Genomic DNA, 22,842 nt, shown 5'->3' on the forward strand with positions numbered 1-22,842 from the left:
TGATCTCTTTACTGCTGAACTTGCACAGATACCATCAATGTCTCATCCGCCGAACCCATGCGCAAACCTTCGATCGGTGCGGCGTCCCGGGCATCGCGTCCAATGGCGATACGCGTATACCTTTCGTCCGGTGAAACCCCGTTTGAAATGTCAAACCCGACCCAACCCAGGTCATTCACATAGGCCTCTGCCCAGGCATGGGTTGCGTCCTGTTCGACCCGGTCGTTGATCATCAGATAGCCGCTGACATAGCGCGCCGGGATACCAGAGAGCCGCACCGCAGTCAGAAAAACCTGTGCATGATCTTGGCACACACCGTGGCTGCCCTGCAGAGCAACTTCGGCAGGGGTGTTCACATCAGTCCGGCCATACTCATAGGGAAGGGCCTTGAGGATGGCGGCGGAAAGGTCGTGCAGACCGCTCAACTGTGCCCCCGTGTTGCCCGTGATACGCGGCAACGCCTTGATCGCGTCGCCCGCAGTTGTAAGCACCGTTGGCTGAAGAAAGTGCCACAAAGGCGCGCGCCCGAAAACCTGCCCCAGAATGCCGGTACTGTTGAGGGTTTCGACCATTCCGCTTGCGCGAATGGTCAGCTTTTGCGCACCACGTTCGATACTGACCAGATCAACATGATTGCCGTAATGATCGGCATAGCTGGTCTCGATCTTGCCACCCGCAATCTCGACCGACCAGTTGGGCACGTTCTGCATGCTTGACGGCAAGGGCCGCAGACGCACTTTTTGCAACGCGTAATCTACCGGGGCATCATAGGCATATTCGGTTGTATGACTGATCTGAAGTTCCATCTAACCAATAAACCTGTAATCACGTTCAATCTGTCCGGCAATATCCGCCGTTTTTTCGAGCACGCTTCCGACGAACTCGTGCAGGCCTTCTTCAAAAATCGAATTAATATCTCTGTTCCTGAGGCGAGTGTCTAATGCATCCGCAAGCTCATGCGATGCCTCGCGACCACCGTATTCCTCAGCAAGATGCGACAGGCATCCGACAATCTGGTTCGCGCAATGCGACAATGATCGCGGCATGCGGCGATCAAGGATCAGGAACTCAGCGATGGCGGGCGCTGTAAAGTCATCCTCAACGGCCCAGCGAAAAGATCGGTGTGCAGAAACGGAGCGCAAAATCGTCTCCCATTGGACATTGTCCAGTCTGCTGCCAACGAAAGACGGCGATGGCAACAGCGAATAATACTTCACGTCGATGATGCGCGCGGTGTTATCCATGCGCTCAACATAGGTGCCAAGACGGCAGAAGTCATAGATATCATTGCGCAGCATGGTGCCATAGAGCGCGCCGCGCACCAGCGCTGATTGCTGCCGAATGGTGGCGAGAACAGCGGGTAATTCAGTTTGCGGGATCGGCTCTTTCAACAGATCGGTGAACAACATCCAGGTCTCGTTCACTGCCGACCAGACTTCGGTGGTCAGCGCAGTACGGACCAGCCGCGCATTGTCGCGTGCCGCCTTTATGACTGAGACGACCGAACTGGGGTTGGACAATTCCCGCAGAAGGAAATCGACCACCTGCGCGCTGTCGTACACATCATGCCCCGCCTCATAGCTTGCCTGCGCTGCAGACGTCACAATCACGGACCGCCACTCCGCTTCCGCATTGGTGGACCGGGTCAATGCAATCCGAAACCCCGCCTCAATCAGGCGCGCAGTGTTTTCCGCCCGCTCCAGCGAACGAAACATCCAATAAAGACCCCCTGCAGTTTTTCCCAGCATGTCAGTCTTCCAATACCCAAGTGTCTTTGGTGCCGCCGCCCTGGCTGGAATTTACAACCAAAGAGCCTTCTTTCAGTGCAACCCGCGTCAGACCACCAGGCGTGATGTTCACCCCCTTGGGCGAGACCAGCGCAAAGGGCCGCAAATCGACATGGCGTGGGGCCAGACCACTTTCGCTGAAGATCGGCACAGTGGACAGGGCCAGCGTCGGTTGGGCGATATAGTTGGCAGGTCGTGCGCGCAGCTTGTCAGCAAAATCTGCCAGTTCTTTCTTGCTCGCCGCAGGCCCCACAAGCATGCCGTAGCCGCCCGAACCATGGACCTCTTTGACGACCAGATCAGCGAGATTATCGAGCACGTATTGAAGCCGATCAGGTTCAGAGCACCGGTGCGTTTCGACATTCTTCAGGATCGCCGGTTCGCCGGTGTAGAACTTAACAATTTCAGGGATATAGCTGTAGACGGCTTTGTCATCGGCAACGCCCGTACCGGGCGCATTCGCAATTGCGATATTTCCCGCGCGGTAGACATCCATGATCCCCGGCACGCCCAGCATGGACGTGGGGTTAAAGGTCAGCGGGTCAAGATATTCATCATCCACCCTGCGGTAAATTACGTCGATGGTTTTGTACCCACGGGTCGTCCGCATGGCGATATGGCCATCAACGACCCGCAGATCATGCCCTTCGACCAGTTCGACACCCATCTGATCGGCGAGAAAGCTGTGCTCGTAATACGCCGAGTTGTGAATTCCCGGCGTCAGCACAACAACTCGAGGGCGACCCGAACAAGATGTTGGCGCACAAGCCTCAAGCGAGCGGCGCAGGTTCTTGGGATAGTCACTGACCGGTTGCACCTTGATGCTGCTGAAAAGTTCCGGAAACATCTGCAGCATCGTTTCGCGGTTTTCCAACATATAACTGACGCCAGACGGCGTGCGCGCATTATCCTCCAGCACGAAAAAATCGTCTTCGCCTGTGCGCACGATGTCGGTCCCAACAATATGCGTATAGACGCCACCAGGCGGGGTGAAATCGATCATCTGCGGCAAGAAGGCATCGTTCTGCGCAATCAATTCGGTTGGGATGATGCCCGCGCGCAAAATCTCCTGACGGTTATAAATGTCATGCAGAAATGCGTTGATCGCAACGACCCGCTGTTCGATCCCTCTGGACAATTTCGTCCATTCGCGTCCCGACAATATCCGCGGCACCAGATCAAACGGAATCAAACGCTCTTCGGCATCACTTTGTCCATAGACATTAAAGGTAATCCCGGTGCGGCGGAAAAAGGCTTCGGCCTCTTGTGATTTCTTCGCCAGACGCTCATTGTTCTGACCGGAAAACCAGGTGTTGTATTCCCCATAGGGCGGACGGGCGGCACCATTGCTGTGCATTTCGCTGAAAAAAGAGGTGGGTTTGATCATGACCCAACCTTAGAGGTTTGATTTGGGTTGGCAATCATCACGCCAGAATGAGTGGCCGGTTTGGTTTCTTGCCTAAATATTAGGCAGTTTTAAGCGTTTCACGTCAGACCAGCATTGGATTTCAAAAGAAATTGCGACCAGATCGGCCCGCAAGCGGCCCCGACTTCACGCGCCTTGCGCCCCATCTCGCCTGCTTCGATCTGAGGGGGGATCAAGCCACGCGTATCTTGGTTCGAGATGTAGCGGCGGGTGCGCTCAACAAGGGTGCGCTTGACGTCTGGCGGCAATCCACCGTCGATCAGAATGGCTTCAAAATCGATCACCGCGCAGGTGGACAGCGCTGCCTTTGCCAGTTCCTGCGCTGTCTGCCTGATCCAGGGTTCGACATAGCGTTCATAGGGGCTCCAGTCGTCGCTGCTCCAAAGACCGCGAGGGTCTAGACCAACTTCGACCAAACGCGCCTCAAGAAGATGTATGGAAGCAATATCGATCAACTGACGGCTTTCACCATTCGGCCCGACACTGCGCAATGACCCAAGCGCACCGGCATTTCCCTGATGCCCTTCAAACACCGAATGATTCAAAACAACCCCGCCACCGACAAAAGCGGCAACAAAGAAATAGGCGTAATCGCGGAATTCCTTGCCGCGCCCATAGATATGCTCTGCGCGGCAGGCCGCCGTTGCATCGTTCACAACATGGACCGGCAAATCGGAAAACGCGGCGACTTCCTCCTGAAAACTCACACCCTTCCAAAGCGCGAATTCCTCAGCGCTGGCACCAACCATTTCATGCCAGTTCCAAAGCTCAAAAGGGGCGGCTATGCCAATGCCGCAAATGCGATCCTGCAAATTCTCTGGCAACACATTCGTCAGGTCAGCACAGGCTTCCTTTAGGAATGAAAATATCTCAGCAGGCAGCGGATACTGGAACGACGCCGATCTTTCAGCGCGGACAACGCCGGTAAAATCCATCAAGACGATCTTAGCACTGCGCCGCCCAATGTTTGCGCCAAGTGAAAACACTCCATTCGCCGCAAGCATCATCGGGACCGAAGGCTTTCCGACCTTCCCGCGAACAGGCGTGCCGCGCGCCAGCAACCCGTCCTTCTCGAGTTTTCTCATGATCACCGAAACCGTCTGTGGCGACAGTCCGGCAACCCGCGCCAGATCGCTGCCCGGCATCGGACCGTTACGCTGAAGCATCGAAAGAAGCAGGCGTTCGTTATGATCGCGCAAACCACTTTGGTTGACGCCACCACTAAGAGCTCTGATTTTCGACCCATCCATTCCTGAGGCCTTACATGCAAAGTCCGACCTGTTAAAGATGACACATCGAATTAATAAATCAAGTTTATTTATTTATTGACGTGGCGGTAAGAATCAGTTCTTTTTAGGTGAGTTCCGCGAATACTGCGGATAGCCGCTCCGATATTCGGATCAACGTCTGGGAGGACATCATGAAGAAACTACTCGCCACAACCGCCGTTACCATGACTGCACTGACTGGTGCTGCTTTCGCTGATGGTCACGCTGTCACCGCTTGCCTGATCACCAAAACTGATACCAACCCATTCTTCGTCAAGATGAAAGAGGGCGCAGAAGCGAAAGCCGCAGAGCTTGGCATGACGCTCAAATCATTTGCAGGCAAAATTGATGGCGACCACGAGACCCAGGTTGCAGCCATCGAAACATGCATCGCGGATGGTGCAAAAGGCATCTTGCTGACAGCATCCGACACATCCTCTATCGTTGCATCGGTACAGCAGGCGCGTGATGCAGGGCTTGTTGTTATTGCGCTCGACACACCGCTGTCACCCATTGATGCCGCTGATGCGACATTCGCCACCGATAACTTCCTTGCCGGTGAATTGATTGGCAAATGGGCCGCTGCCAAACTGGGTGATGACGCCGCAAATGCGAAAATCGCGATGTTGGACCTGGCCGTGTCGCAGCCAACTGTTGGCGTTCTGCGCGATCAGGGCTTCTTGCAGGGGTTCGGGATCGATCTGGCCGACCCCAACGTGAATGGCGATGAAACCGACCCCCGCATTGTTGGCAACGATGTCACCGCCGGTAACGAAGAAGGTGGCCGCAAAGCCATGGAGAACCTGCTTGTCAAAGATCCCGAAATCAATGTGGTCTACACCATCAACGAACCTGCCGCTGCGGGTGCCTATGAGGCGCTGAAATCCATCGGTCGTGAAAATGACGTGCTGATCGTGTCTGTTGATGGCGGCTGCCCCGGCATCGCAAACATCAAGGACGGCGTCATCGGTGCCACCTCTCAGCAGTATCCGATGCTGATGGCATCCAAAGGTGTCGAGGCCATCGCAGCATGGGCCAAAGACGGTACAAAGCCCGCATTGACACCGGGAAAAGACTTCTTCGATACTGGTGTTTCACTGGTCACGGATGAACCCGTGGAAGGCGTTGAAAGCATCGACACCGAAGAGGGTACGAAACTCTGCTGGGGCTAAAATCGACCACGCGTCAGTGACCAACGTGAATGAAAGGGGCGGCTTGGCCCGCCCCTTTTCAAGCTAAAGGGAGGGACCCAATGTCGAATGCAGACACAAAAATGGACGGGATCGCAAAATTTGATGATCCCCACCGGGGGATCGTCGGCACGCTCCAACACTGGCTGCATACCAACCCGGCACTGGTGCCATTGATCGTTTTGCTGGCCTCCATCATTGTGTTTGGCTTTCTTCTGGGATCCAAGTTTTTCTCACCCTTTGCCTTAACGTTGATCCTGCAACAGGTGCAGATCGTGGGCATCGTGGCGGCGGCACAGTCGCTGGTGATCCTGACCGCGGGCATCGACCTGAGCGTAGGGGCGATTGCGGTCATCTCATCCGTTGTCATGGGACAATTTACCTTCCGATATGGCATCCCTGTTGAAATCGCGGTGGTGTGCGGTCTGCTGGCTGGGACGGCCATCGGCTATGCAAACGGCTGGCTTGTTGCGGTCATGAAATTGCCGCCGTTCATCGTAACGCTTGGCATGTGGCAAATCGTGCTCGCGGCCAATTTTCTGTATTCCGCCAACGAAACGATCCGCAGTCAGGATATCGCAGCCAACGCCGCACTTCTCCAGTTTCTTGGGGCCAAGTTTAATGTTGGCGCTGCGGTGTTTACCGTCGGTGTCGTGTTCCTGGTCGTGTTGGTGATCCTGTTGGCCTATGTTTTGAAACACACCGCCTGGGGGCGTCATGTATATGCGGTGGGCGACGACCCTGAAGCGGCGGAGTTGTCTGGCGTAAACGTCAAGGGCACGATCATCTCTGTCTACGCAGTCGCCGGCTTGATCTGTGCATTCGCCGGATGGGCCTTGATTGGCCGGATCGGCTCGGTCTCGCCGACATCGGGACAGCTTTTGAACATCGAAAGTATCACGGCGGTAGTGATCGGGGGCATATCGCTTTTTGGCGGTCGCGGTTCCATCTTGGGAACATTTTTTGGCGCGCTGATCGTTGGTGTCTTCACGCTGGGCCTGCGTCTGATGGGCGCTGATGCACAATGGACCTATCTGCTGATCGGCGTTCTTATCATCGCGGCGGTGGCCGTGGATCAATGGATCAGAAAGGTGGCAGCATAATGGAACCTATTCTAAAAGGCCGCGGCCTTGTGAAGCGCTACGGCAAAGTAACCGCACTTGATCATTGTGATTTTGATCTGATGCCCGGCGAAATCCTGGCTGTTATCGGCGATAACGGTGCGGGAAAATCATCCTTGATCAAAGCCGTGTCAGGTGCCGTTATCCCGGATGGGGGTCAGGTGTTTCTTGAAGGCAAGGAGATCCAATTCAAATCCCCCATTCAGGCCCGCGAGGCTGGGATTGAAACGGTCTATCAAACACTTGCGATGTCCCCTGCCCTGTCGATTGCAGACAATATGTTCATGGGTCGCGAACTGCGGCATCCTGGGATCATGGGCAAATGGTTCCGCAAGCTTGACCGCCCGAAAATGGAGCGGCTGGCCCGTGAAAAGCTGACCGAACTTGGGCTGATGACAATTCAGAACATCAATCAGGCGGTCGAAACCCTGTCAGGGGGCCAGCGTCAGGGTGTTGCGGTGGCCCGCGCCGCCGCATTCGGGTCCAAGGTGATCATCCTCGATGAACCAACCGCGGCGTTGGGGGTAAAGGAATCCCGCAAAGTTCTGGAGCTGATCCAGGACGTAAAATCGCGCGGCATTCCAATCATTCTGATCAGCCACAATATGCCCCATGTGTTTGAGGTCGCGGACCGCATCCACATCCACCGGCTCGGCAAACGTCTGTGTGTGATTAATCCAAAGGATTACACAATGTCCGATGCCGTTGCGTTCATGACCGGCGCAAAGGAAGCACCAGCCGAGGCCGCGTGACCACACCAAGTCAACCGGTCAATTGCTCCCTGCAAGTGACCCATGATCGACCGGCAGACCACTGGGGACCGACACAGGAATGCCAAGCCGCCCCTTGGTCGCGGCAGCACCTGTCAGGCTGTGCAAAAAGGCCTCGATGTCTGCAATATCCTCTTCGGATATCGATACTGGCACAAGATCATTTGCTGCCGCGTGACGTGCCATTTCCAACCGATCATTCCAGACAACAAAGTCGATGGCGCTGATCGCAGGCGCATCGGGCAGTGCGGCCATGGCGGGCGTCCAGCGTGAAAATGATCCCGCAGGATCAACATGGTGCCGGATGATACCCGCAAGCGTCGGATACGCGCCGTTGTGCCCATAAGGTGCGGTCAGCGCTACATTGCGTAACATTGGCGTGCGGAACCGATACGCGTCTTCCAACACATCACTTTCACCCATCCTGCCAACATCGCGGACCATCGGATCAAACCGTCGTGTGCGACCCGGCCCAAATGGCGGCAGGCGCAGCGCATGAAATGACTGATCGGAAAAGAGCGGGCCCGCATGACATTTTGCGCAGTTGCCTTTGCCAAAAAACATGTCTTTGCCCCGTCGCGCCGCATCCGACAGCGCCGTCCCATCACCCGCCAGAAACCGGTCATAGGGGCTGTCGATGCTTTGCCATTCGGTGCCAATGAACGCAGCAAGTGCATTGGCGATGTCGACAATCGTGACGTCCTCGCCCTTGTCGATATGCGCGAACGCATCGACAAACCGTGCACCATAATCACCTGTGACCCGCACGCGTTTTGCCAAAATCGGCCAAGCTGCATCAATCCGGTCATGCACCGCACCTGCAATTTCATTTTCGCGCGGGTTTCCGGCCATCTCAAATTGCGCGACAAGGGGAAACACCGATTGCGCAGCAAGCAAAGAGTTGAAACCTGTGGGCAGCCATTCCTCAGCTGGTGAATCAAAACCGCTGGGATAGGCATCCGAAACACTCAGCCTACCATCATGAAACATCACCGTCAGCCCTTTGGCCCCAAGGTTCCAAAGTCCGGGCGCATTGCGGGGGATCCGCTTTTTGATGAGGCTGGCACCTGTCCCGGCGGTCCGCCCCGCCCCCAGACCTTCACCCCCCTCACCAATGCCCAGCGACAGACCGTCGCCGGTGCCAAGGTCAGGGTGGTGGCAGGTTGAACACGCAATATTCTTGTTGCCCGACAGGATTCTGTCGTAAAAGAGAAGCTGACCCAGAGCAGCCTGCTTGCTGTCAAACTGGATGAAATCATCTGGCCCAATTTGCTGTCCGGTCTGTGCATAGGCCGGGACCGCCATGAGACAGAAAAGAGTAAGCAGATGCACAAGATACTGATGGGTTTTCTGCTGATGGCGGTGCCTGCCTTTGCTGACATCGAAGCAGCGCGCGATCTGATGGAGGCGGGTAAATTTGCCCAGGCCAAAGAGGCACTGTGGCCAGCGGCCCGGTCCGGCAATGCGGACGCCGAGGAGTTGATCGGTGTGATGTACGCGATGGGCCTTGGCGTGACGCGCGACGATCAGCGCGCCTTTGAATGGTATCTGCGCGCGTCCCTCAAGGGGCATCCCGGCGCGCAATCGGGGATCGGCTGGTACTACGAGGTTGGCCGCGGCCTGCCCGCGCCCGACCTCGTCCGGGCCTATATGTGGTACACACTCTCGGCCATAGGCGGCGACCCCGATGCCGCGATCAGTCTGGAAGAGGTGGTCAAAAAGATGACCCCCGAAGAGATCGATAAAGCGCATGTCCTGATCGCTGACTACAAGGTCTGGATGTATCCGTTTCGGTGATGGATGCCCCACTGTCGGGCAAAGAAAATGGGCGTTGCCGCCCATTTTGATATCATCACCGCTAAGGCTAGTTCAGGTCAGCGGCCCGTGCGGCACTGACATCCGCCTCAGCCGCGGCAACGGCTTCTGTCAAAGCGGAAAAAATCTCATCGCCACGTGTGACATTGCCTTTGAACCAATCATAAACAGGCGAAGCCGCTTCTTTGAACGCGGCCTTTTGCTCTGGTGTTGGTACATAAAGGTCACCACCCCCCGCGACAAATTCCTCGTAAGCCGCAATGGATTTACGTTTTGGTGACGCAAAGGTTGCCTGCTGCAAGGCATAGAATCCATCATTCACAACCTGACGCATATCCTCTGGCATGCCCATGAACTTCTCGTTGTTCATCCACCACAGCGCACCCATGTAGGCGTGACCGTCCAGCGTGACATATTGCAGACCCGCATCGGGGAACTTCATGCCCATGATGTCAGTAATGCCGTTTTTGGAGCCTTCAACAACCCCGGTCTGGAAAGACGTAAAAAGCTCGGGCCAAGGGATCGGCGTTGGCGACGCACCAAGCGCTTTGACCAACTCTTGCGGCAAGTCGGCAACCACAGTGCGGATTTTCAGACCCGCCATGTCCGCAGGTTCAGCCACCCGGCGCTTTGTATTGGCAAAGTTGCGCCAGCCGCCGGTGTTGCCAATGGTCATCAGACGGATGGAATTGTCTGAATCCTCAAGGGCCATGGCCCGCATCTTACGGGTAAAATCGCCCGACAATACGCTTTCGGCAATCCGGTCATCTGCCATCAGATACGGCAGATCAAGAACCTGCACATAAGGGAAAATCCCCGACGCGCCGCCAGACGTGGAGATGTACACATCGACTGTGCCATCTGCCACACCCTGCAGGCATTCCGCGCCATTTGAGCAAAGCTGGGTCCCGATGAAAAGCTCCACTTCGATCGCGCCATTCGATGCCGCTTCGACGTAGTTCTTGAACACCACCAGACCATCATAATCTTCGTCGTTTTCATTGGAGTTTGCGGTCGCCCGGATTTTATAATCCGCCGCCATCGCCGAAACGGCAGCGCCCGAAAGCATTGCCGCGAGGGTGAGTGATTTGATCGCATTCTTGAGCATGATTTCCTCCCTGGATACTCAGTTATTTTTGTTAATTCGCGAAACCCGTCAACCGCGGGATCGTCATCGATAGTGCCGGAATGTAGGTGATCAGAAAGATCACTATGACCTCAACCGCCAAGAACGGCAGGATCGCCTTTGAGATGGTTTCGACCCGTTCACCTGACACTGCGGAGGCCACAAACAACACCAGTCCCATCGGCGGTGTCGCCAGTCCCACGGTCAGGTTCACGCTCATGATGATGGCAAAATGGATCGGATCGACACCAAGGCTCACAAAAATTGGACCCAAGATCGGACCCAGAATGATGATCGCAGGACCGGCATCCAAGAACATGCCAACCACAAAAAGCAGAAGGTTGATCAGGAACAACAAGACCAGCGGGTCCTTGGAAAGCGTCAGCACAAATTCCGCCAGATGTTCGGGGGTATGGCTCAGGCTGACCACCGTTTTGAACGCCATCGCCGCCCCCACCAGCAACATGACGACAGCAGACGTCAGACCAGCACGGATCAGGATGTCAGGGATTTCCTTTATGGTCAGCGTGCGCAACACGAAAAACCCGATGATCAGGGAATAGGCGACCGCGACGGCAGCAGCTTCAGTCGGTGTGAAAACACCAGCCAAGATCCCGCCCAGAATGATCACTGGCGTTAACAGCGGAAAGAATGCCTTGAGGCTGGCCTGGCCCCGTTCGCCCCAGGAATACTTGCGGCTGGCAACCGGGAAATCGTACCTGTCGGCCATGAATTTGACCATGACCATCAGTCCTATCCCGACCATGGCACCGGGAACGATGCCCGCAAGAAACAGCGCGGCCACGCTTTCGCCCATGACATAGGCATAGATGATCATGATGCCAGAAGGCGGAATGATCGGCCCAATTACAGAACTGGCCGCCGTAATCGCCGCCGCAAACCGGGTGGTATAGCCCTGTTTTTCCATCGCGGGGATCAGCATCGACCCCAGTGCCGATGTATCAGCCACCGCAGATCCTGACAGACCGGCAAACAGCATCGAGGACAGCACGTTCACATGGGCTAGGCCGCCGCGCAGATGACCCATCAACGCTTGGGAGAATTCGACCAAACGCATGGTGATGCCACCTTTGTTCATCAGCTCACCAGCCAGCATGAAGAATGGGATCGCCATCAAGGGAAAGCTGTCCATACCATTGTAAACATTACGATAAAGAAGGGTGATGTCTTTTTCCTGACCGTTCAACCAAAGCAGCAAACCCGGAGCCGCCAAAAGGCCAAAAAAGACCGGCAGACCAACCAACAGAAAGACCAGAAAAACAGGCAGGAACCAGACCAGCATTTACTCGGCTCCTGTCTTGGCACGAAAGGCAACCGGCGGCAGGGTGCCTCCCTTGCCAAGGAGCGTGAAAAAAGCACGCAAGATCAGTTCGATGTTCACAAGCGTCAGCAGGACAACCCCCACCAGAAGCGATGCCATCATCCAAGAGCGCGGGATCCGAAACCATGTGTCAAACCCCAGAGATGTGGGCAGATAAAGCGCCGCGGTCTTGAACCGACCGCCAAATCCTGTGACCTCGTTCCAACCGATCTGAACCGCAACAATCAGCACAAGCAGGCTGATCAGCAGCAGCACAAGGTTCAGCACTTGCCCGATTGAGGATGGCAGCGCGCGACCGAACATATCAATCGCCACAAACCCACCACGGCGAAACGCAGTCGGTGCCATCAGTCCGGTCATCCACAGCATGCAGAACCGCGCGGCCTCGTCCGGCCAGGGCAACGCGTTGTTGAACCCATACCGAAAGACGACCTGTATCAGGATCGCCAGCACCATCACCGCCATTGCAAACGCACCGACGCCGCGCCCGATGCGCAGCACAAACCGATTGAAATGAGCAAGATATGTGACGATGCTGAGCATTACCCTTCTAACGATCTGATTTGACCCGCGAAGAAAGTGAGCGCGTCACCATCGCGCATTTCTGCTGCCATAACTTCCCCCACAACAATCTTATGATCGCCTCCGGGGTATACTATACGCTGCTCGCACTCGAATCTTGCAAGGCAATTTTTTATCAACGGCACGCCGTTGGCGCTTATGTTCATGTCCAGCCCGTCAAATGCAAAGGCAGATTTGGAAAACCCGTGGCACAGTGCTTCTTGCTCCACCGCCAGCACATGGATGGCGTAATGTTTTGCGGCGGCAAAATACGGAAACCGCCGCGATTTCGCATCAGGCGACCACAACACCAAAGGCGGGTCCAGCGACAGCGAAGAAAAACTGTTGGCGGTGATCCCGACCGGACCATCGTCTGACGCTGCGGTGACAATGGTGATGCCCGAGGCAAACCGCCCAAAGGCGTCACGCAAAGCGCGGGTGTTCGTGGGGTCCGGTTTGAACGCCTGCATCATCATTTCTGAACCTCCATCCGCCATTTACGCAACCTCGCAACCCAAAGCCGCCTCGTACAATTTGAACCATGTCTGACGATCCATCTTGACCTTCAACGCATCTGAAATGCCTTTGATGCGGTCGATGTTGTTGGTGCCCATCACTGGCAGGATTTTCGCCGGATGCGCCAACAAGAACGCAACGGCAACGGCGGCACGGTCAACGCCCTGATCGGCGGCGACCTTGTCCATCGCTTTTGCCACAGCACCCTGACCGGTCATCAATGATCCGCCCCCCAGTGGCGACCATGCCATCAAATGCGTGCCAATCCGCTGGTGAAACGCCAGATCGCCATTTGTGAAGGGAGAGATTTCAGCCAAGCTGATCTCAATCTGATTGGTGACGAGTGTATTGGTCATCGTTGATTGCAGCAGCTCCCAATCCCATGGTTTGAAATTCGACACCCCAATGGCACCCACTTTGCCAGATGCCACAACAGCATCCAATGCAGCGCCGGTTTCGTGATGATCCATAAACGGATCGGGACGGTGGATCAGCAAAAGATCAATATGCTCTGTGCCCATATCAGCCAGCGATGCATCCACGCTGGCGTTGATATGCGCCTTTGAGGTGTCATAGTGCTTGACCGACGCGCCCGCATGACGCCCTGCATCCACCACGATGTCGCATTTGCTGACAATCTCCATCCGGGCACGCAGCGCTGGATTGGCTTTCAGCGCGCCACCCATAATCGCCTCAGCCGTGTAGCCGCCGTAGATATCGGCCTGATCAAAGGTCGTGATGCCCTGATCCAAGGCTGCCTGAATTTTGGCCTCGACATGGCTCGGTGATGTGTCTGCGTCGTCCGCAACGCGCCACATGCCATAGATGATGCGGCTAAAGCTCAAATCTTTATTCAGGGCTACGCGTTCCATTATGTACGATCTCCAGCGCCAAGGGGTGTCATGGGTGTGTTTGCGGGAACCCGGCCATAGACCTGAGGCAAAGAACAGGTTTCCAACTGGGGCAAAACGCGACTGCCAAAATGCACTGCTTCATCCAGATGCGGATAGCCCGAAAAGATGAAGGCGCGGATGCCCATCTTTTTATACTCTTCGATTTTGGACAAAACCTGATCCGTTGACCCGACCAGTGCCGCACCACATCCCGAACGCGCGCGGCCCACACCTGTCCACAGGTTTGGTTCAATATAACCGAATTTGTCCGCCAACTCGCGGTTCTTGGCCTGATGCGACACACCAAGCGAGGTGGAATCAAGCGCGCGGTCACGGATCATGCGGCCGTATTCATCGTCCAGTTTGGACACGATATGATCGGCATATTCCTTGGCTTCCGCTTCGGTGTCGCGCACGATCATGTGCACCCGCAACCCATAGTCCAGCGTGCGACCATGGCTTTGCGCAACCGCGTTGACCGCCTGCATCCGGCCTTTCAACTCTTCGATCTTTTCGGGCCACATCAGGTAGACATCGCAATGCTGTCCGCAGAGTTCTAAAGCCTGTGGCGAATACCCTCCGAAATAAAGAAGCGGACCGCCCGTTTGATAGGGTTTGACCGGATCGGTGGTCAGTCCTTCAAAATTGTATATTTCACCGTGATGGTTGATCTCGTCCTGGGTCCAGGCCTGCTTGAGGATCTCAACCACCTCACGAGAGCGTTGATAGCGATAAGCGCTGTCTTCTTTCTGACCGGGGAAATCTGAGCTGATGATGTTCACCGTCAGCCGACCTTTGAGCATGTGATCAAGGGTTGCCAATGTCCGGGCCAGCATGATCGGCTGCATCTCGCCGCAGCGCACAGCAGCAAGCAGATTGATCGTTTCGGTGATCGGCGCACAGCCCGCGACGAACGACAGCGTATCCTGCCCCACCTGATAGGATGACGGGCACAGGATATTTCGGAAACCCTGCGCCTCGGCGGTCTTCACGATGTTCGAGCAATGCTCCCAACTGGATCGCAATGCACCATCAGGGACACCCAGGAATTGATAATCATCAGAGCATAACGCGGAAAACCAGGACACCTCCGTCGCGGTCAGATCAGCCGAGGTGATGGGGACGACAGACATCAGGGTTCTCCGCGCATTGGTTCTCACTTAAGTATTGCGTAGCACCCGAATTGATGTAGATCAATAGTGTATCAATTTCGCAAACCGCGCCCTGTCTGAAAGGCAGACCTTTGATGGCCTATACCGACCACCCACCGCACGCCTTGCCCCGGTTTGTGCAAATCAGCGAGTTCCTGATGCGCGAAATTGCATCAGGGCGATTGATCAACGGGGAACGTCTGGCACCAGAGAGAGAGATGGCAGCGGGCTTCAATGTATCGGTCGGAACCTTGCGAAAATCGCTCAATGAGCTTGAAAAAAAGGGCTTGCTGGAACGCATACAAGGGTCTGGCAATTACATCAGACAGGGCGATGCGGTCGACAGTGTCTATGCCATGTTCCGGCTCGAATTGCGCAAGGGTGGTGGCTTGCCCCGGGCGGATGTCTTGGATGTGGCCTTGCTGACCAAACCGGACGACCTGCCTGAATTTGGCACATCAACTAAAGCAACCCGCATCCGCCGTTTGCGCTATCTGAATGATACAATTGTCGCAATCGAAGAAATCTGGCTGGATCAAAGCGCGGGAATCGTAACCGCCGGTGGGTTGTCAGAGTCCCTTTATCATCATTACCGCACCAAGCTGGATCTGTGGATTTCGCGCGCCGAAGATTACGTCAGTATCGACGCGGTACCCAACTGGGCCCCCACCCTTTTCCCGGTGCGCCCCACCACAACAACTGGATTTATCGAACGGCTCAGCTGGGCAGATGCACCGATGCCGGTCGAATACTCGCGCACGTGGTTTGACACCAAACAGGCACAATACGTTCAACGGTTGAAATGAGAAATTCATGGGTAACACAATCAGATACGGCATGATCGGCTGCGGCATGATGGGCCACGAGCACCTGCGCAACATCGCTTTGCTGGACAATGCAAGGGTCACAGTGATCTTTGAACCAGACACGCAAATGGCGGCCTCTGCCCTTGAAACGGCCCCCGGCGCACGGCCTGTCAACTCTCTGGTCGAACTCTTGGCCCAAGACGATGTTGATTGTCTGGTCATCACCAGTCCAAACTTTTGCCATATGGACCAGCTTTGCGAAATCGCGACCATCCGCGCATTGCCCATTCTTGTGGAAAAGCCTTTGTTCACCGACATTGCCCATCTTGCCGCGTTAAAAGAGTTTGAGCGAAATTACCCTGCCCCCGTCTGGGTCGCTATGGAATATCGCTTTATGCCGCCCATTGCTGCATTTGCTCGTCGGGTGGTGCAGGCCACCGGCGGGATCAAGATGCTGACGATCCGTGAACACCGCTTCCCGTTCCTCACCAAAGTCGGCGATTGGAACCGGTTCAATGCCAAGACGGGCGGGACATTTGTTGAAAAGTGTTGTCACTTCTTCGACCTGATGCGGCTGCTGATCGGGGCAGAACCGGTGCGGATCATGGCCTCGGCTGCACAGGACGTAAACCATCTGGATGAGACCTACGATGGCTTGCACTCAGATATCATCGACAATGGCTTTGTCATCGTTGATTTTGAGAACGGCGCGCGCGCGATGTTGGATCTGTGCATGTTCGCGGAAGGCGCGGAGTTTCAGGAAGAGATTTCGGCCGTCGGGCCACTGGGCAAGCTCGAAGCCAAGGTGCCAGGTCCGGGGCGGTTCTGGCCGGAACATCTGGGTGCCCCACCGACGCCTTTGCTGATCGAAAGCCCCCGCGACCCGCGCGGCCCGGTCACCACCCCGATCCCTGTTGATCCCGCTTTGCTCGACGCAGGCGATCACAACGGATCGACCTTTTATCAACACCAGTTGTTTCTGAAATTGGTGCGCGGTGAGCTTGATGCGCCCGGCGTCAGTCTCGACGATGGCAAAAAAGCGGTGTTGATGGGATTTGCAGCCCAGCAAAGTGCGCAGACAGGTAAAGCTGTTGAACTGGCTGATTGGTTCGCAAAGTGAGAGGGATGCAGATCACGGTTTGTGCGGCCAGCCATCATTCAGCAATTGATGATCATGCTTGGTAAGATACGCTATATCACCCATCCACAGGTCCTGATTGATCCTGAACTGGATGTGCGCAAATGGTCGCTCAGTGACCTTGGCCGTTCCCGCATGGTGTCGCTTGCCAGCTCTGGCGCATTGACCGGCACAACGACCATCATCAGCAGCGCAGAAACCAAAGCGCGCGAAACAGCCGAGCCTTTGGCCGAGGCTTTGGGATGCGACATCATCGTGCGCGAAGACATGCATGAAAACGACCGTAGCGCGACCGGCTATTTGCCCAGCCACGCATTTGAAACCGCCGCGGACCAATTCTTTTCCCATCCGACGATCAGCTATCATGGCTGGGAAACAGCGAGGGCGGCGCAGTCGCGGATCGTGGCCGCGTTTTTTGACAGCCTGCCCTCTGCGACCGACGGTGACATTCTTTTTGTTGGTCACGGGGCGGTTGGCACCCTGCTCTATTGTCATCTGGCGAACCTGCCGATCAGCCGCAACCATGATCAGTCACCGGGCGGTGGGTCATTTTTCGAACTCACCTACGCCAATCAAACACCCAATTCCGGTTGGCGCACAATTGAAGCCTTGGCGGCACAGGCCCGTTGAACCGCCAACGGCCGCCTTCACAATTCTGTTGCCAGATCGCGTGCCGGTTCTTAACCTAAGGTCACAAAAAGAAAAAAGCTCTGGGAGGAATTACGATGAACACACTGAAATTGATGTTGGGTGCGTCCGCGCTCGCGTTTGCAGCCGCAGGAAGCGCGCAGGCAGAAAAGCTGACGTTCTATTGCAGCGCGCAAGAAGAATGGTGCCAGTTGATGGCCAACAGCTTTCAGGATGCAACAGGGATCGACGTTGCGATGACCCGCAAATCATCCGGCGAAACCTTTGCACAGATCAAGGCAGAGGCGTCAAACCCCAAGGGCGATGTCTGGTGGGGCGGCACAGGTGATCCGCATTTGCAGGCAGCAGAAGAAGGCCTGACCGCAGAATATATTTCGCCCATGCGTGACCAATTGCATCCTTGGGCAATCTCTCAGGCTGAAAGTGCCGGCAACCGAACCATTGGCATTTATTCAGGCGCTTTGGGCTATGGCTATAACACCGATCTGCTGGCCGCAAACAACTTGCCTGAACCGGCGTCCTGGGCCGATCTGACCAAACCTGAATATAAGGGTCACGTTCAGATGGCGAACCCAAATTCATCCGGCACCGCCTATACGACCTTGGCGACGATGGTGCAGTTATTTGGCGAAGACGGCGGCTTTGACTACATGAAAGGCCTGCACGCGAACATCAACCAGTACACCAAATCCGGCTCTGCCCCGATCAAGGCCGCCGGGCGCGGTGAGACCACAATCGGCATCGTATTCATGCACGACGCTGTGGCCCAGGCGGTGTCCGGTTTCCCGGTCAAGGTGGTCGCACCCGCCGAAGGCACTGGTTATGAAATCGGCTCTATGTCGATCGTCGAAGGCGCGCGCAATATGGAAGAGGCCAAAAAGTTCTACGACTGGGCGCTCAGCGCTGAAGCACAGAATCTTGCCCTTCAGGTGAAGGCGTTTCAGGTGCCCTCAAATGTCGGTGCGGAAACCTCGCCAAGCGCACCTGACATGAGTTCGATCAAACTGATTGACTACGACTTCAAGACCTATGGTTCATCCGATGAACGCAAGCGGTTGTTGAAAAAGTGGGACGATGAGGTGTCTGTGCTGCCGCAGTAAAAATGCGCACCATTACATCTGAGCAAACGTCCAACTCGGTTCTGGTCTTCTGGATCATCGCCGGGTTGGTCGGCTTTTTCCTCCTCCCCTGGTACGGGGTGGAGGATTTTTTCACGTTTGAATGGTTCACGGACGGCTATCCGTTTGACGCTGATTATGCCCCCGGCGCGTTCCTGATTGCCCAAGGCGAAAAGCTGTGGCTGGCCCCGTTGATCGTGCCTCTGCTGGCCCCATTTGCAGTGCTAAAAAAGCGCAAGACAGATCCTGTTTACGCGAAAATCCTGATCCTTGCCGGGGCCTTTGGCTTTGGCTGGTTGATCTTGCAGGGCTTTGCAATTGGCATTCGCGGTTGGAACTTCGAATGGGCCTCGGCGCTTTATGGCGATCTTGGCGACCGGCAATTCGGCATGGGCTATGGCGCACTGATCGTCGCCTCAGCCTTCCTGTTCCTCTTCACCCAAGGCATCGCCGCACGTGGTGCAATCAATGGCGATGTCTTCGTTGTCAGCTCGATTGGCGGCGTTGTGGTGATCGTAACCGTGTTTGTTTTCTTCCCCATCGCCAAGATGCTGACAGCGGCGTTCATCACTGAAGACGGTGGATATTCCATTGCGGTCTTTGCCTCGAAATTCTTTGATGACAGGCTCTGGGGCCTTGGCTGCCTTTGGGGCGCAAAGTGCGGTGTCGCGTGGAATTCATTGTTTTTGGCCGTCATGGTTGGGTTTCTCACCACAGCACTGGGGTTGGTTTTCGCGCTTGTCGTGACCCGGTCAGGGTTCCGGTACAAACGCGCACTGCGGGCATTGACTGTCCTGCCGATCATCACGCCACCCTTTGTGATTGGCCTTGCGCTGATCTTGTTGTTTGGCCTCTCGGGGTCGGTGAATGTGTACTTTTCGGAACTGTTTGGCACCCAACCAACACGGTGGCTTTATGGGTTACCTGGTGTTCTGATCGCGCAGGTTCTGGCCTTTACCCCGATCGCCTTTCTGGTCCTGATCGGCGTCGTCGAAGGCGTATCACCCTCAATGGAGGAAGCGGCACAAACGCTGCGCGCATCAAAATGGCAGGTGTTCAAAACGGTATCGTTGCCGTTGATGCGGCCCGGTTTAGCAAATGCATTCCTGCTGGGATTTATTGAAAGCATGGCCGATTTTGGCAACCCGCTGGTCTTGGGTGGCAATTATGACGTGCTCTCGACCGAGATATTCTTTGCCATCGTCGGCGCACAATATGATCAGGGCAAAGCGGCGGTGCTGGCCATGGTCCTGCTTTGCTTTACGCTTGGCGCGTTCTACGCACAGCGGTTCTGGCTCGGGAAAAAGAGCTACACCACCGTATCGGGCAAGGGCGACAGCGGCGTGCATCCACATATGCCGCGCGCATTGTCGATCCCGGTTCTTGTCCTCGCGATGATCTGGGCCGCATTCACAGTCGTGATCTATGCGATGATCTTTTATGGCTCAGTGGTGGAACTGTGGGGCGTCAACAACACGCTGACATTCAAGCACTACGTCACCGCGTTTTCTTTCCGCTTTGAGGATGCGGGCATTCGTTGGTCAGGTGCCGCATGGGACAGCTTTTGGACCACGCTAAAAATTGCAGCGATTGCAGCTCCACTCACCGCGATTGTGGGGTTGATCACCGCCTATCTGCTGACGCGCCAAACCTTCGCAGGCAAGAACGCCTTTGAATTTGGCACGATGTTGTCCTTTGCCATTCCCGGCACGGTCATCGGGGTAAGTTATATTCTGGCCTTCAACGTGCCCCCGATTGAGATCACCGGGACCGGCATCATTCTGGTGGTCAGCTTCATTTTCCGCAACATGCCGGTGGGTGTGCGGGCCGGGATCGCGTCGATGTCGCAGCTTGATAAATCACTGGATGAATCGTCACTGACCCTTGGCGCAAATTCTTGGCAGACATTCCGGCGGGTCATTCTGCCGCTGCTGCGCCCGGCAATTCTGGCCGCCCTCGTCTACAGTTTCGTACGCGCGATGACGGCCATTTCTGCGGTGATTTTCTTGGTATCAGCCGAATACGATATGGCCACCAGCTATATCATTGGGCGGGTTGAGAATAACGACTACGGGCTTGCGATTGCCTATTCGACGACGCTGATTTTCGTAATGCTGGGCGTTGTTACTTTGATGCAATTAGTGGTTGGCCGCATAAAAATCGGGCGGCGCATGACCCAATCGCACCCCAATGTTTGAGGACCTGAAATGAGCATTAATTCCAAAGCGTCGCCGGTCAGCTTTCGCAATGTCACCAAGATTTATGGCAAAGACGTGGTTGCCGTGGACAACATCAATCTTGAGATCGAAGCGGGCAAGCTGGTCACGCTGCTGGGGCCGTCGGGATGCGGCAAGACGACGACGCTGCGGATGATTGCAGGGCTCGAAATGGCCACCAAAGGCTCGATCCTGATCGGAGACCGGGATGTGACATTGCTGCCCGCGACCGACCGTGATGTGTCGATGGTGTTCCAGTCTTACGCCCTGTTCCCGCATATGACCGTAATGGAAAACGTATCCTACGGCTTGGGCTTTTCGGGTTTTGACAAATCCGAGACTAAGGATCGCGCGGCGCAGGGGTTGGACCTTGTCGGTCTCAAAGGTTACGGCGACCGGTTGCCGTCTGAGTTGTCAGGTGGACAACAGCAGCGGGTCGCAGTGGCACGCGCGTTGGTGTTGGAACCGCAAGTTCTGCTCTTTGATGAACCCCTTTCGAACCTTGACGCCAAGCTGCGGCGTCAGGTCCGCGAGGAAATCCGCGAAATTCAACAGAACCTTGGATTGACAGTGGTTTATGTGACCCACGACCAGGAAGAAGCATTGGCGGTATCAGATGAAATCGTGGTCATGCGCAACGCCGGGATTGCGCAGATCGGGACACCACGACAGCTCTATGATGCCCCCGCAGATCGGTTTGTGGCCGACTTTATTGGCGAGGCCAACATCATCCCTTGCGAGGTTATCTCGGTAAAAAACGAGACCGCGGAAATTGACATCGCTGGTTTCAAACACACCTTACCCGCGCGCGGCCTGTCGTCAGGTCCCGCACAACTTGCCGTGCGCCCGACACGTCTTAAACTTGGGGCCGCCAATGGCATCGAGATGCAGGTTGAAAAAGCAACCTATGTTGGTAGCCGTATGGAATATACGCTGAAAGCAGGCTTTGGAGAAATCTTTGCGGTAAGTGAAAACGTCGATGAACCGCTTGCCGTTGGCAGCACCATAAACGTTGGGCTCGACGCGATCGGCCCGGTTCTGTTGCCCAAGGATCAGGGTTTGTAAGCGGCGTCTGCGATCCGCACCAATTCATCAAATACCCCCTTACTTCCTGCAACGACACGCCCACCTTTGACGATCATCTCATCTGCGCTTTGCAGCTCAATCTGCCCCCCTGCCTCTGCAATCAACAGCTGACCTGCCAGACAATCCCACGCGTTCATATGTTCTTCGACATAGCCAAGCAGCCGCCCCGCCGCGACATAGGCAAGCGAAAGCGCGCCAGAGGCATTGCGGTGAAATACACCTTCAGCATCGAGCACCTCGTTGATCAGGCGCCGGACCCCGTCCGGGCTGGTCCGATTGGAAAATCCGGTGCCAACCGTCCCGCGTGTGAGATCAGCGCCAGGCGGGCAGACCAACGGTGTGCCGTTCAAAAATGCCCCCTTGCCGCGTTCCGCAAGATAGGTCTCGTTGTGAATGGGGTCTCGGGTCACGCCGACAATCGTTTTGTCGTCTTTCACAATCGCAATCACCACCGTCCAGGCAGGAATGTTGTTGATGAAATTTGTGGTGCCATCAATCGGGTCGATGACCCAAGTGTATCCCGAAACCGACGGCTTTGGCGCATGTTCCTCACCAACGATCCCATCCTCAGGAAACGCCGCTTCAATGCCCTTGCGCACCAAAAGCTCAACCGCCTTGTCGGCCTCTGACACAAAATCCTGATGGCCTTTGTCTTCGATCTTCAACGACCCAACACGTTTAAAAAAATCCAGCGCATAGTCGCCAGCGTCCGTCGCGATTTCGACGGCTTGTTGCGCCCGGTTATTCATAGCAAGTGCTCCCTAGATTGGGCTGACGCCATATGCGCATGCCAATGTGATCAGACTACAGCGGTTCATCAGGATTTCCACGTTGAAAAGATGCCGCTTCAGCTCTGATCTTTGG

Annotated in this window: 22 protein-coding genes; 10 read left to right on the plus strand and 12 right to left on the minus strand. The window is 55.6% G+C overall.

From position 1 onward, the window contains the following. Positions 1 to 8: 8 nt before the first annotated feature. From ACEWL3_RS10240 to ACEWL3_RS10255, 4 genes are all read right to left on the minus strand, one after another. Entirely contained in the window at positions 9 to 806 is a 798-nt protein-coding gene (locus tag ACEWL3_RS10240) for a transglutaminase family protein (RefSeq protein ID WP_386183381.1), read from the minus strand. After that, positions 807 to 1,748 carry an alpha-E domain-containing protein gene (locus tag ACEWL3_RS10245; protein WP_386183379.1) on the minus strand — a complete coding sequence of 314 codons (942 nt, stop codon included), beginning with the start codon at positions 1,746 to 1,748 and terminating at the stop codon, positions 807 to 809. A gap of 1 nt (position 1,749) precedes the next feature. Further along, entirely contained in the window at positions 1,750 to 3,174 is a 1,425-nt protein-coding gene (locus ACEWL3_RS10250; protein WP_386183377.1) for a circularly permuted type 2 ATP-grasp protein, read from the minus strand. Between the two features lie 98 nt (positions 3,175 to 3,272). Beyond that, positions 3,273 to 4,463 (minus strand): ROK family transcriptional regulator, encoded by a 1,191-nt coding sequence (locus tag ACEWL3_RS10255; RefSeq protein ID WP_386183375.1) that lies wholly within the window; start codon positions 4,461 to 4,463, stop codon positions 3,273 to 3,275. Positions 4,464 to 4,633: 170 nt separating this feature from the next. On the opposite strand from ACEWL3_RS10255, the gene ACEWL3_RS10260 reads away from it, so the two are divergent. The 3 genes from ACEWL3_RS10260 to ACEWL3_RS10270 all read left to right on the plus strand — a co-directional run bounded on the left by ACEWL3_RS10260 (position 4,634) and on the right by ACEWL3_RS10270 (position 7,544). Then, complete coding sequence (locus ACEWL3_RS10260; RefSeq protein ID WP_386183373.1) at positions 4,634 to 5,653, plus strand: sugar ABC transporter substrate-binding protein; 1,020 nt, start codon at positions 4,634 to 4,636, stop codon at positions 5,651 to 5,653. Between the two features lie 101 nt (positions 5,654 to 5,754). Beyond that, entirely contained in the window at positions 5,755 to 6,774 is a 1,020-nt protein-coding gene (locus ACEWL3_RS10265) for an ABC transporter permease (protein WP_254693292.1), read from the plus strand. Continuing rightward, positions 6,774 to 7,544, plus strand: a complete 771-nt coding sequence (locus ACEWL3_RS10270; RefSeq protein WP_205389825.1) for an ATP-binding cassette domain-containing protein — start codon at positions 6,774 to 6,776, stop codon at positions 7,542 to 7,544. Before ACEWL3_RS10265 ends, ACEWL3_RS10270 begins: the two co-directional genes overlap by 1 nt. An 18-nt stretch (positions 7,545 to 7,562) precedes the next feature. Here ACEWL3_RS10270 and ACEWL3_RS10275 read toward each other — a convergent pair whose 3' ends face one another. Beyond that, on the minus strand, positions 7,563 to 8,867 hold the full coding sequence (locus ACEWL3_RS10275) for a cytochrome-c peroxidase (RefSeq protein WP_386183488.1): 1,305 nt from the start codon (positions 8,865 to 8,867) through the stop codon (positions 7,563 to 7,565). Between the two features lie 21 nt (positions 8,868 to 8,888). Here ACEWL3_RS10275 and ACEWL3_RS10280 point away from each other — a divergent pair, with 21 nt between their 5' ends. Beyond that, positions 8,889 to 9,359, plus strand: a complete 471-nt coding sequence (locus ACEWL3_RS10280; protein WP_386183370.1) for a tetratricopeptide repeat protein — start codon at positions 8,889 to 8,891, stop codon at positions 9,357 to 9,359. Between the two features lie 67 nt (positions 9,360 to 9,426). Here the strand turns inward: ACEWL3_RS10280 and ACEWL3_RS10285 are convergent, their stop codons facing one another. Genes ACEWL3_RS10285 through ACEWL3_RS10310 form a run of 6 tightly spaced genes read right to left on the minus strand, consistent with a single transcriptional unit; the run spans position 9,427 to position 14,948 of the window. Next, on the minus strand, positions 9,427 to 10,485 hold the full coding sequence (locus tag ACEWL3_RS10285; RefSeq protein WP_386183368.1) for a TRAP transporter substrate-binding protein: 1,059 nt from the start codon (positions 10,483 to 10,485) through the stop codon (positions 9,427 to 9,429). Positions 10,486 to 10,516: 31 nt separating this feature from the next. Next, positions 10,517 to 11,806 carry a TRAP transporter large permease gene (locus ACEWL3_RS10290; RefSeq protein ID WP_386183366.1) on the minus strand — a complete coding sequence of 430 codons (1,290 nt, stop codon included), beginning with the start codon at positions 11,804 to 11,806 and terminating at the stop codon, positions 10,517 to 10,519. Continuing rightward, the gene (locus ACEWL3_RS10295) at positions 11,807 to 12,388 is read right to left on the minus strand and encodes a TRAP transporter small permease (RefSeq protein ID WP_386183364.1); all 582 of its coding nucleotides are present in this window, start codon (positions 12,386 to 12,388) and stop codon (positions 11,807 to 11,809) included. It abuts the gene before it with no gap. Continuing rightward, positions 12,388 to 12,903 (minus strand): flavin reductase family protein, encoded by a 516-nt coding sequence (locus tag ACEWL3_RS10300; protein WP_386183362.1) that lies wholly within the window; start codon positions 12,901 to 12,903, stop codon positions 12,388 to 12,390. The genes ACEWL3_RS10295 and ACEWL3_RS10300 overlap by 1 nt, the downstream gene beginning before the upstream one ends. Next, positions 12,904 to 13,794, minus strand: a complete 891-nt coding sequence (locus ACEWL3_RS10305) for an aldo/keto reductase (protein ID WP_386183360.1) — start codon at positions 13,792 to 13,794, stop codon at positions 12,904 to 12,906. Then, positions 13,794 to 14,948 carry an LLM class flavin-dependent oxidoreductase gene (locus ACEWL3_RS10310; RefSeq protein ID WP_114879553.1) on the minus strand — a complete coding sequence of 385 codons (1,155 nt, stop codon included), beginning with the start codon at positions 14,946 to 14,948 and terminating at the stop codon, positions 13,794 to 13,796. The genes ACEWL3_RS10305 and ACEWL3_RS10310 overlap by 1 nt, the downstream gene beginning before the upstream one ends. 113 nt (positions 14,949 to 15,061) lie before the next feature. Between ACEWL3_RS10310 and ACEWL3_RS10315 the strand changes: the two genes are divergently transcribed. The 6 genes from ACEWL3_RS10315 (at position 15,062) to ACEWL3_RS10340 (ending at position 21,957) form a co-directional block, all read left to right on the plus strand. Beyond that, the gene (locus ACEWL3_RS10315; protein ID WP_386183357.1) at positions 15,062 to 15,772 is read left to right on the plus strand and encodes a GntR family transcriptional regulator; all 711 of its coding nucleotides are present in this window, start codon (positions 15,062 to 15,064) and stop codon (positions 15,770 to 15,772) included. A gap of 7 nt (positions 15,773 to 15,779) precedes the next feature. Further along, entirely contained in the window at positions 15,780 to 16,892 is a 1,113-nt protein-coding gene (locus ACEWL3_RS10320) for a Gfo/Idh/MocA family protein (RefSeq protein WP_386183355.1), read from the plus strand. 54 nt (positions 16,893 to 16,946) lie between these two features. Then, a complete protein-coding gene (locus tag ACEWL3_RS10325) occupies positions 16,947 to 17,540 on the plus strand; it encodes a histidine phosphatase family protein (protein ID WP_386183353.1) in 594 nt (197 codons plus the stop codon). Between the two features lie 95 nt (positions 17,541 to 17,635). After that, positions 17,636 to 18,658, plus strand: a complete 1,023-nt coding sequence (locus tag ACEWL3_RS10330) for an ABC transporter substrate-binding protein (RefSeq protein WP_386183351.1) — start codon at positions 17,636 to 17,638, stop codon at positions 18,656 to 18,658. Between the two features lie 2 nt (positions 18,659 to 18,660). Next, a complete protein-coding gene (locus tag ACEWL3_RS10335; RefSeq protein WP_386183349.1) occupies positions 18,661 to 20,874 on the plus strand; it encodes an ABC transporter permease in 2,214 nt (737 codons plus the stop codon). Between the two features lie 9 nt (positions 20,875 to 20,883). Further along, positions 20,884 to 21,957 (plus strand): ABC transporter ATP-binding protein, encoded by a 1,074-nt coding sequence (locus ACEWL3_RS10340; protein ID WP_386183347.1) that lies wholly within the window; start codon positions 20,884 to 20,886, stop codon positions 21,955 to 21,957. Here the strand turns inward: ACEWL3_RS10340 and ACEWL3_RS10345 are convergent. Next, the gene (locus ACEWL3_RS10345; protein ID WP_386183345.1) at positions 21,945 to 22,727 is read right to left on the minus strand and encodes an inositol monophosphatase family protein; all 783 of its coding nucleotides are present in this window, start codon (positions 22,725 to 22,727) and stop codon (positions 21,945 to 21,947) included. The two genes, ACEWL3_RS10340 and ACEWL3_RS10345, sit on opposite strands and share 13 nt — an antisense overlap. Between the last annotated feature and the right edge of the window lie 115 nt (positions 22,728 to 22,842).

This window comes from Sulfitobacter sediminivivens (assembly GCF_042611115.2).
Classification (GTDB): domain Bacteria; phylum Pseudomonadota; class Alphaproteobacteria; order Rhodobacterales; family Rhodobacteraceae; genus Sulfitobacter; species Sulfitobacter sediminivivens.